The 9,662-nt window shown below is 52.7% G+C and carries 7 protein-coding genes and 1 pseudogene; 3 read left to right on the forward strand and 5 right to left on the reverse strand.

Going from position 1 to position 9,662, the window contains the following annotated elements:
* Positions 1 to 165: 165 nt before the first annotated feature.
* Positions 166 to 624 carry a xanthine phosphoribosyltransferase gene (gpt, locus tag J8X26_RS03515; protein WP_056781475.1) on the reverse strand — a complete coding sequence of 153 codons (459 nt, stop codon included), beginning with the start codon at positions 622 to 624 and terminating at the stop codon, positions 166 to 168.
* 416 nt (positions 625 to 1,040) lie between these two features.
* On the opposite strand from gpt, the gene pepD reads away from it, so the two are divergent.
* Complete coding sequence (gene pepD / locus J8X26_RS03520) at positions 1,041 to 2,501, forward strand: beta-Ala-His dipeptidase (RefSeq protein WP_208950187.1); 1,461 nt, start codon at positions 1,041 to 1,043, stop codon at positions 2,499 to 2,501.
* A gap of 134 nt (positions 2,502 to 2,635) precedes the next feature.
* Here the strand turns inward: pepD and dinB are convergent, their stop codons facing one another.
* On the reverse strand, positions 2,636 to 3,694 hold the full coding sequence (gene dinB / locus J8X26_RS03525) for a DNA polymerase IV (protein ID WP_208950188.1): 1,059 nt from the start codon (positions 3,692 to 3,694) through the stop codon (positions 2,636 to 2,638).
* A 281-nt stretch (positions 3,695 to 3,975) separates the two neighbouring features.
* On the opposite strand from dinB, the gene dpaA reads away from it, so the two are divergent.
* Complete coding sequence (gene dpaA / locus J8X26_RS03530; RefSeq protein WP_152324647.1) at positions 3,976 to 4,701, forward strand: peptidoglycan meso-diaminopimelic acid protein amidase; 726 nt, start codon at positions 3,976 to 3,978, stop codon at positions 4,699 to 4,701.
* Here the strand turns inward: dpaA and J8X26_RS03535 are convergent.
* Both J8X26_RS03535 and lpcA read right to left on the reverse strand, forming a co-directional pair.
* Positions 4,672 to 5,439 carry a class II glutamine amidotransferase gene (locus J8X26_RS03535; protein WP_152324648.1) on the reverse strand — a complete coding sequence of 256 codons (768 nt, stop codon included), beginning with the start codon at positions 5,437 to 5,439 and terminating at the stop codon, positions 4,672 to 4,674. The genes dpaA and J8X26_RS03535 overlap by 30 nt on opposite strands.
* Before the next feature lie 26 nt (positions 5,440 to 5,465).
* A complete protein-coding gene (gene lpcA / locus J8X26_RS03540; protein WP_152324649.1) occupies positions 5,466 to 6,047 on the reverse strand; it encodes a D-sedoheptulose 7-phosphate isomerase in 582 nt (193 codons plus the stop codon).
* A 268-nt stretch (positions 6,048 to 6,315) separates the two neighbouring features.
* Here lpcA and fadE point away from each other — a divergent pair, with 268 nt between their 5' ends.
* The gene (gene fadE / locus J8X26_RS03545; RefSeq protein WP_152324650.1) at positions 6,316 to 8,784 is read left to right on the forward strand and encodes an acyl-CoA dehydrogenase FadE; all 2,469 of its coding nucleotides are present in this window, start codon (positions 6,316 to 6,318) and stop codon (positions 8,782 to 8,784) included.
* Between the two features lie 74 nt (positions 8,785 to 8,858).
* Here the strand turns inward: fadE and J8X26_RS03550 are convergent.
* Positions 8,859 to 9,593, reverse strand: a pseudogene (locus J8X26_RS03550) (carbohydrate porin); the annotation flags it as partial.
* Between the last annotated feature and the right edge of the window lie 69 nt (positions 9,594 to 9,662).

The following is a 9,662-nucleotide window of genomic DNA, read 5'->3' on the forward strand; positions in this document are numbered from 1 at the left end:
TTATAACCCGCCCACGTTGCGACAAGACAGGAGTGAGGTCAAGCGGAAAGGATTTCAAGTCAGCAAAAGCAAAACGCCCGGCAATTAGCCAGGCGTTAAAAGGGGGTCATTGCATCCTCTAAATCCTTCGTGCTGCATCAAGGCGGCGCGAAGGATGACGAGGATTTACTTACCGACCAATGGCGGGACGAACACCACGCCCATATCCCACGGCTGTTCAATCCAGGTGTTCTGCGGGATATCAACCACGTAATCGTCAACCAGCGGCGCACCGGCAGGTTTGGCGAAGATCGTGATGAAATGCGCTTTCGGATACATTTCGCGGATCGCTTTTGCAGTGCCGCCGGTATCGACCAGATCGTCGATTACGATGAAACCTTCACCGTCACCTTCTGCGCGTTTCAGCACTTGCATTTCACGCTGATTGTCGTGGTCGTAGCTGGAGATACATACGGTATCCACATGACGGATGCACAGTTCGCGAGCCAGTAACGCTGCCGGAACCAGACCGCCGCGGCTGACGGCAATAATGCCTTTCCATTGTTCTGCCGGCAGCAGACGTTTAGCCATCGTGCGGGCGTGGATTTGCAGCATGTCCCAGGTTACAACGTATTTTTCGCTCATAAAGGTGTCCCAGCCAGTGAATTAACGGCTTCTAAAAATTTAAACCCTAAATAATTCGGATTGCAGGAAGGCGGCAAGTGAACGAATCCCGATGAGCTGACCTAAGTCAGTGATTCGGGTGAGCGAACGCGGCCAACGCATCTGCAATTTGAAGTATGACGGGTGTATTCGGGGAAAAAGGTTGCGCGAGATTATAGTGAGTCCGGTTCACAAAAACCAGCGATTATCTGGCCTCACGGCCCCAAAAAACCCGGATTTTCTCCCCGCGCCCGCGCACAGGTTAAGATTAAGTGATATTCTGTCAGGCCACTCGCCACACAGTCTGGCGGGGATTACTTAACCTTAAACCTACAGCATCTCAATCAGTTCCCCTGCAAATGGAGCCTGAATGAGCTGACTGTTACAGGAGACTTATAGTGTCTGAACTGTCTCAGCTTTCGCCACAACCGTTGTGGGATATTTTTGCCAAAATCTGTTCAATTCCGCACCCTTCTTATCATGAAGAAGAACTGGCAAAACACATCGTTGAATGGGCACAGGAAAAGGGTATCCACGCTGAGCGTGATGAAGTCGGCAACATTCTGCTGCGTAAACCGGCCACTAAAGGCATGGAAAACCGCAAAGCCGTTGCCCTGCAGGCGCACCTCGATATGGTGCCGCAGAAAAACAACGATACTGTTCACGATTTCACTAAAGATCCGATTCAGCCGTTCATCGAAGACGGTTGGGTGAAAGCCCGTGGCACTACGCTGGGCGCAGACAACGGTATCGGCCTGGCTTCTGCACTGGCGGTTCTGGCTGATGAAAGCGTAGAACACGGGCCGCTGGAAGTGCTGCTGACCATGACCGAAGAAACCGGCATGGCAGGCGCATTCGGCCTGCAACCAGACTGGTTACAGTCTGAAATCCTGATCAACACCGATTCTGAAACCGAAGGCGAAATCTACATGGGTTGCGCCGGCGGGATTGATTTTACCGCCACTCTGCCACTGAGCCGCGAAGCGGTTCCGGCCGGTTTCACCACGCTGAAACTGACCCTGAAGGGACTGAAAGGCGGCCACTCCGGCGCGGATATCCACCTCGGTCTGGGCAATGCCAGTAAACTGCTGGTGCGCTTCCTGTCAGAACACGCCGACACCCTCGGCCTGCGCCTGCTGGATTTCACCGGCGGTACGCTGCGTAACGCCATTCCCCGCGAAGCCATCGCCACACTGGCGATTGCAGCCGATAAAGCAGACGCACTGAAAGCCACTGCACAGGAATTCCTGGCAACGATTCAGTTCGAGCTGTCTGCGGTTGAGAAGAAAATCGCTTTTGTCGTGGAAGCGGCAGAAAGCACAGCGAAAGCGCTGAGCAAAGACAGCCAGGGCAAATTCATTGCACTGCTGAACGCGACGCCAAACGGCGTGATCCGCATGAGCGATGACGTCAAAGGCGTGGTAGAAACCTCCCTGAACGTCGGCGTTGTCACCATGAAAGATGACGAAGTCGCGATCAACAGCCTGATCCGTTCCCTTATCGACAGCGGCAAAGAATACGTCGTTAGCATGCTGAATTCGCTGAGCGAACTGGCAGGCGCGAAAAGTCTGGCAAAAGGCAGCTATCCTGGCTGGAAACCTGAACCAAGCTCTCCGGTGATGACGTTGGTGCGTGAAACCTACGAAACGCTATTCAGCAAAACCCCGAATATCATGGTGATCCACGCCGGTCTGGAATGCGGTCTGTTCAAAAAACCGTACCCGGACATGGACATGGTTTCCATCGGGCCAACCATCACCGGGCCACACTCGCCGGACGAGCAGGTTGAAATCGCCAGCGTTGAGTTGTACTGGAAACTGCTGACAGCTCTGCTGAAAGCGATTCCTGAACGCGGTTAATACTCGATCAATCCCCTGAATCATTCGGGCTGTATCAAGGCGGCAACTGAGTAAATACCCGGGAGCATACACAAGTAGGTGACCGGGATTTGCGAAGGCAGCCAACGCAGAGACAGTTTGAAGGATGACGGGGATTACTCCCAGGGAAGAAGAAGTTGCCGCTCAATCTGCGGATCCTGCAACGTGACATGCAACCCCACCAGCCTGACTCCCCGCCCGCCGCGCCGCTGTTCCCACGCTTCATGCGCTACTTTCAGTAAATCTTCTTTATTGAGCACCGGCCAGACATGTTCCTGCGTCGTCTGCTGGAAATCATGGAATTTGAGTTTCACGCCCTGACGCGCGATGCGTAAATTCGGGCTGACACGGCTCAGGCGCGTTTGTAATTCAGGATATAAACGTTCGATCAGTGCCACGCACTCTTCCCAGCTGTGGATATCTTCCGCCAGCGTGCGTTCCACGCCGACAGATTTCCGCAGCCGCTCGGCTGAAATCTCACGCTCGTCGATGCCCTGACAACGCTCCCACAGCACGCGGCCAAATTTGCCAAACTGCTTAAGCAGCCTCGCTAAATCATAGCGCTGTACGTCGCCGCAGGTGATCAGCCCCTGCTCCTGCAATCGCTGGGCGGTGACTTTGCCAACGCCGGGGATTTTACTCAGCGGCAGATCCAGTAAAAAAGCTTCAACCTTGTCTGGCGTAATCACAAACTGGCCGTTGGGTTTATTCAGGTCTGAGGCAATTTTTGCCAGAAATTTGATAGGCGCAATGCCCGCTGAGGCCGTCAGATTAATTTCCTCAAAAATTGCCTGACGGATTTCAGCGGCGATCAGCGTCGCGGAGCCATTGCATTGGGTCGATTCTGAAACATCCAGATAAGCTTCGTCGAGTGACAGCGGCTCGATCAATGGCGTATAACGCGCAAAGATTTCGCGAATATGGTTGGACGCTTCTTTATACGCTTCCATTCTGCCGGGAATCACTTTCAGGTGCGGGCAAAGTTTGAGCGCCATTCCGGTCGGCATCGCGCTGTGTACGCCGAATTTGCGTGCCGGATAATTGGCGGTGCTGATGACGCCACGCCGGTCACGGCTGCCACCGATGGCGATAGGAATGTCGCGCAGGGAAGGATCATCGCGCATCTCGACGGCCGCGAAAAAGCAGTCCATATCCACATGAATGATTTTGCGCATAGCCCTCCCCCAATGACTGTATAAGTATACAGTTGAATCAGGAGATTTCAAACACAGAAAATGACGGTTAATTTGGCTTAATTAATCACCATTAATGGCATCAGAAAGTATTTACATTTCCTGAAGCGAGAATTCAATATTTGGTGATTGCTAAAAAATTAATCAGTATTAATATGGCAACGTTTCAGACAGGCAGTACATAAGAAGAAAATCAGTGGCGGTCTTACAGGCAGTTCATCTGTAGACAAAATAATCAAAATTATTATCGAGCAGGACTTAGAATGATCAGAATCGCGCTGTTTCTTGCGATGCTCCTCAGTTTGCCTTTATTTACAGCAAATTACGCCGTGGCCAGCGATGCTGTCCCGGTTAACGCGGCACTTAAAAAACAATTGTTAGGTGCTCCCGTTTATATCCAGATTTTCAAACAAGAACGTAAACTCGAATTGTATGCTCAGCTCGACGGCGAATATCGTCTGATCGGCAGTTACGGCATCTGCGATTTTTCTGGCGGTTTAGGAAATAAACGTCGTGAAGGTGATTTTAAAAGCCCGGAAGGTTTCTACAACGTGGATATTCACCACCTGAAACCGGACAGCCGCTTTTATCGCGCCATCAACATAGGTTTCCCCAACGCCTATGACATCTCGCAAGGTTATTCAGGTAAGTATCTGATGATCCACGGCAACTGCAAATCTATCGGTTGCTACGCGATGACTGACGGTTATATGGATGAAATCTTCACCTACGTGCAGGCGGCCTTCCAGTTCGGCCAGCGCAACGTGCAGATCAGCATTTATCCGTTCAAAATGACCGATGCCAACATGCAGTCGCACAAAAACTCAAGCTACATCACGTTCTGGCGTCAGCTACAGCCGGGCTTTGCGTACTTTGAGAAGCACCATCAGCCACCGAACGTTGTGGTGACTAATGGGAAATATGAAGTGCTGCAACCGTTGTCAAACATCCCGCTGCCTTCACAGCTGGCGTTCGCCCCGGTGAAATAATGCGAATTCACCTGGAGCAATTTTGTTCCAGGTTTCGTTTGCCGTCAGCGGTTGCGTGGCAATCACGGTGACGACATCATCCGGTGTCGTCTGCTGCTGAAAATCAATTTCCACATCCTGATCCAACAACGTTGCCTTTCCGAAAGGCGCCCGCCGCGTGATCCAGTGCAGATTGGTCGAACAATAGGCCATCACAAAATGCCCGTCCGACAACAGCATATTAAACACGCCCTTTTGCCGTAACTCATCTGCCAGCGACGCAATATACCGGAACACCGGCGGCCAGCTGGCCGGACGACGCGGATAACGCTGCGTAAGTTTATGCAGCAACCAGCAAAATGCGTATTCACTGTCGGTTTGCCCGACCGGACGCAACGTACCGGTATCCAGCTGACGATAACCGCGAAGCTGGCCGTTGTGCGCGTAAGTCCAGTTATGGCCCCACAGTTCGCGGGTAAACGGATGGGTATTCTCCAGCGCCACTTCGCCACGGTTAGCCTGACGAATATGGGAAATCACCGCGCAGGATTTGATCGGATAATCCTGAACAAGGCGGGCAATAGGCGAATTAAAACTCGGCATCGGATCTTTAAAAGTACGACAGCCATTCCCCTCGTAGAAGGTAATGCCCCAGCCGTCTTTATGCGGGCCTGTCCCGCCACCGCGCTGCACTAATCCACTGAAACTGAAGCAAATATCAGTTGGAACGTTAGCGCTCATCCCGAGCAATTCGCACATCTCCCGCCTCCTTTACAGCAAAAGCATTACGCCTTCGCCATCTCTTTTTCGATTAATAAGATCAGGATATGAATCACTTTAATGTGGATTTCCTGCACGCGGTCAGCGAAGCCAAAGTGTGGCACGCGAATTTCCACGTCAGCAGAACCGTCCATTTTACCGCCGTCTTTTCCGGTCAGGGTAATAACTTTCATGCCTTTGGCGCGCGCGGCTTCAATCGCTTTGATCACGTTACCGGAATTGCCGGATGTGGAGATGCCCAACAGCACATCGCCTTTCTGACCCACGGCTTCCAGATAACGGGAGAAGATATATTCGTAACCGAAATCGTTGCCCACGCAGGAGATGTGGCTGACGTCAGAAATCGCAATCGCCGGGTAGCCCGGACGGTTTTCACGATAGCGGCCGGTCAGTTCTTCTGCGAAATGCATGGCGTCACAGTGTGAACCGCCGTTACCGCAGGAAATCACTTTCCCACCCGCCTTGAATGAATCGGCCAGCAGCACTGCTGCACGTTGAATAGACTCAATATTTGCCGGATCGCCGATGAATTTATTCAGCGTAGCAGCAGCTTCGTTCAGTTCAGTACGGATAATATCCTGGTACATAGCAGCCTCTTTTATGTCCATTTGCAGCCAGCTGTGGCTGGCCGATAGCAATAAAACTTTCCGCTGAGCAGTTTAACGGAAAGCCGAAACAGCGAGAAGCCAAGAAGCGGTAATGATTCTTATAGTTTCCGTTTTTGACGCTTCGTGCGGCCGGTTTGTGAGCTGTGTTGTAATTAGTATGTAAACACATTGATAAAGAAATGAGCATGAACTAAAACCATTGTATCCCTACAACAGGTCAGACCTCCTACTACTCAGGAGCTTTACTATGATGGTTCTTAGCATTGTTGCATTTGTCGTGATCCTTGGTGCGTTGTTCTATCACAAGGTCAACCTTGCCTTTAGCAGCCTGATTTTACTGGCATTTACTGCTGCCATGGGCGCCATTCATCTTTGGACGTTGTGGCTGTTACTGCCACTGGCGATTATTCTGCTGCCGTTCAATGTGCCCGCACTGCGCCGCGCATTGTTCTCCGCGCCGGCACTTCGCACCTTCCGTAAAGTGATGCCCGCCATGTCGCGTACCGAAAAAGAAGCGATTGAAGCCGGTACGACCTGGTGGGAAGGCGATCTGTTCGGCGGTAAGCCGGACTGGAGAAAATTGCAGGATTACCCTGAACAACACCTGACCGAAGAAGAGCAGCGCTTTATCGACGGCCCGGTTGAAGAAGCCTGTCGCATGGCGAACGACTTTGAGATCACGCACGAACTGGCTGATTTGCCGCCGGAGTTGTGGGCGTATCTGAAAGAGCACCGCTTCTTCGCGATGATCATTAAGAAAGAGTACGGCGGTCTGGAATTCTCCGCTTACGCTCAGGCCCGCGTGTTACAGAAACTGGCGGGTGTATCCGGAATTCTGGCGATCACCGTCGGCGTGCCGAACTCCCTCGGTCCGGGCGAATTGCTGCAACATTACGGCACCGAAGAACAGAAAGACCACTATCTGCCTCGTCTGGCTCAAGGTCTGGAAATCCCTTGTTTCGCCCTGACCAGCCCGGAAGCCGGGTCTGATGCCGGCGCAATTCCGGATTTCGGTATCGTCTGTAAAGGCCAGTGGCAGGGTAAAGAAGTGCTCGGTATGCGCCTGACCTGGAACAAGCGTTACATCACGCTGGCACCTATCGCCACCGTGCTCGGTCTGGCGTTTAAACTGAAAGACCCCGACCATCTGCTTGGCAGTGAAACGGATCTGGGTATTACCTGTGCGCTGATCCCTACGGACACCCAGGGCGTGGAAATTGGCCACCGCCACTTCCCGCTGAACGTGCCATTCCAGAACGGTCCAACCCGCGGTAACGATATTTTCGTTCCGATCGATTACATCATCGGCGGCCCGAAAATGGCCGGTCAGGGCTGGCGTATGCTGGTGGAATGTCTGTCCGTGGGTCGCGGCATTACCCTGCCGTCTAACTCCACCGGCAGCCTGAAATCACTGGCGATGGCGACCGGTGCTTACGCGTACATTCGCCGTCAGTTCAAACTGCCTATCGGTAAAATGGAAGGCATCGAAGAACCGCTGGCGCGTATTGCCGGTAACGCTTATGTGATGGACGCCGCTGCAACGCTCATCACCAACGGCATTATGCTCGGTGAAAAGCCGGCAGTGCTGTCGGCGATTGTGAAATATCACTGTACCCACCGTGGTCAGCGCGCTGTCATGGACGCGATGGATATCACCGGCGGTAAAGGCATCATGCTCGGTAAAAGCAACTTCGTGGCCCGGACCTATCAGGGCGCGCCGATTGCCATCACCGTGGAAGGCGCCAACATTCTGACCCGCAGCATGATCATCTTCGGTCAGGGCGCTATCCGTTGCCATCCTTACGTTCTGCGTGAAATGGCGGCGGCTGAGAAAAATGATCTGGACGATTTCGACCGTGCGCTGTTCGGGCATATCGGCCACGTCGGCAGCAACAAAGTGCGCAGCTTCTGGCTCGGTCTGACCAACGGCCGCACCAGCGATACGCCGGTTAACGATAAAACCGCGCGTTATTACCAGCACATTAACCGTCTGAGCGCTAACCTCGCGCTGCTGGCTGACGTGTCCATGGGCGTGCTGGGCGGCAGCCTGAAACGTCGTGAACGTATTTCCGCCCGGCTCGGCGATATCCTCAGCCAGATGTATCTGGCGACGGCGACCCTGAAACGCTTTGATGAAGAAGGTTGCAACGAGGCTGATTTACCGTTGGTTCACTGGGGCGTGCAGGATTGTCTGCATCAGGCCGAAGTGGCTATCGACGACCTGCTGCGTAACTTCCCGAATGCGTTTGTGGCGGGTGTGATGCGCCTGGTGATTTTCCCGCTGGGCCGTTCACACGCGGCACCGTCAGATCGTCTTGATCATGAACTGGCGCGTATTCTTCAGGTGCCTTCTGCGACCCGCAGCCGCATTGGTCGCGGTCAGTATCTGACGCCAAGCGAGCACAACCCGGTCGGGCTGCTGGAAGAAGCGTTACTGGATATTCTGGCCGCCGAACCGGTGCATAAACGCCTGTGCGACGCGATGGGTAAAAAACTGCCGTTCACCCGTCTGGATATTCTGGCGCAAAAAGGTCTGGATGCCGGTCACCTGAGCGCCGACGACGCGCGCATTCTCAGCCGTGCGGAAGAAAGCCGCCTGCGTTCTATTAACGTCGATGATTTTGAGCCACACGAACTGGCCGCGAAAAAGCAGGACGTGGAGGAAGAAAGCGCAAAAAAGGATGACGCCAAACCGCGCCATACCGAAGCCGCTTAATTCTTAAAATTTACGGTTAAAAAAAGCCTGAGTGTTTACGCACTCAGGTTTTTTCTTTTCTGGATGACGGGTAATCAGAAGTAATACTTGAATCTTACACGCCCGCCATAGCGCTGATCGCTGTCATTATCGTTGCTGTAATGTTTATCCGCTTCCAGCATCGACACGTACGCGCCCAGATAGACATTGAAGTTCTTCATGTCCATCACGTTCGGGATGAGATAACTGGCGTGGATCGTATGAATATCGTAGCTCCCCGGCTCGCTGAACCAGTCATCACCGGCGTTTTCGTCATTCATTGGCCGTAAACCGTTGGCATTAAACTCTTCAATACGGTTATGCGCGTAGATGTAACCCAGTTCGAAGTTTTTCCACAGGGCATTAGTGCCGACCGTGAAATCTTTCTCGTCGGAGGCGTCCATGTACGCCGTGCTCAGGTTCGCTACGATGCCGTTTTCCGGATCCGCTTTCTGCCCGTTCCAGGTCATGGTCATGCCGTAACCGTTACGTTTGGACTGATCAATGGTTTCGCCCTGATCGTTCTTGTAGCCGTAAGCATTGTTGACGATATTGGTTTCCATCGCCGCAGCGACGGAGAACGCCTCGCCTTCCCAGGCAATAACCGGCCGCAGATACGCGACGTTTTTATCCTGTTCAAGATGGTTTCCGTGATAGTTATTTTCGGCAAACAGCGAAGTGCCGTCTTCAAGCAGAGTATTGAGTTCGAAATACCAGTTACCGATATTTTTATTCAGCAGAATATTACCGCCGCTGTCGCTACGTCCGCGCCCTTCTTTCATCATGTAGACGGCTTTGTTGAATAAATCGAACTTTTGGCCGTAATCAGGATCAGATCACCACATTCCCGATCCTGTAGC

It is taken from the genome of Rahnella sp. ChDrAdgB13 (genome assembly GCF_017655185.1).
In the GTDB taxonomy this organism is placed as follows: Bacteria; Pseudomonadota; Gammaproteobacteria; order Enterobacterales; family Enterobacteriaceae; genus Rahnella; species Rahnella contaminans.

Excerpts from the sequence above, each read along its gene's own strand:
- gpt (WP_056781475.1), bottom strand. The coding sequence starts at position 624 with ATGAGCGAAAAATACGTTGTAACCTGGGACATGCTGCAAATCCACGCC.
- lpcA (WP_152324649.1), bottom strand. The coding sequence starts at position 6,047 with ATGTACCAGGATATTATCCGTACTGAACTGAACGAAGCTGCTGCTACG.
- J8X26_RS03535 (WP_152324648.1), bottom strand. The coding sequence starts at position 5,439 with ATGTGCGAATTGCTCGGGATGAGCGCTAACGTTCCAACTGATATTTGC.
- dpaA (WP_152324647.1), top strand. The coding sequence starts at position 3,976 with ATGATCAGAATCGCGCTGTTTCTTGCGATGCTCCTCAGTTTGCCTTTA.
- fadE (WP_152324650.1), top strand. The coding sequence starts at position 6,316 with ATGATGGTTCTTAGCATTGTTGCATTTGTCGTGATCCTTGGTGCGTTG.
- dinB (WP_208950188.1), bottom strand. The coding sequence starts at position 3,694 with ATGCGCAAAATCATTCATGTGGATATGGACTGCTTTTTCGCGGCCGTC.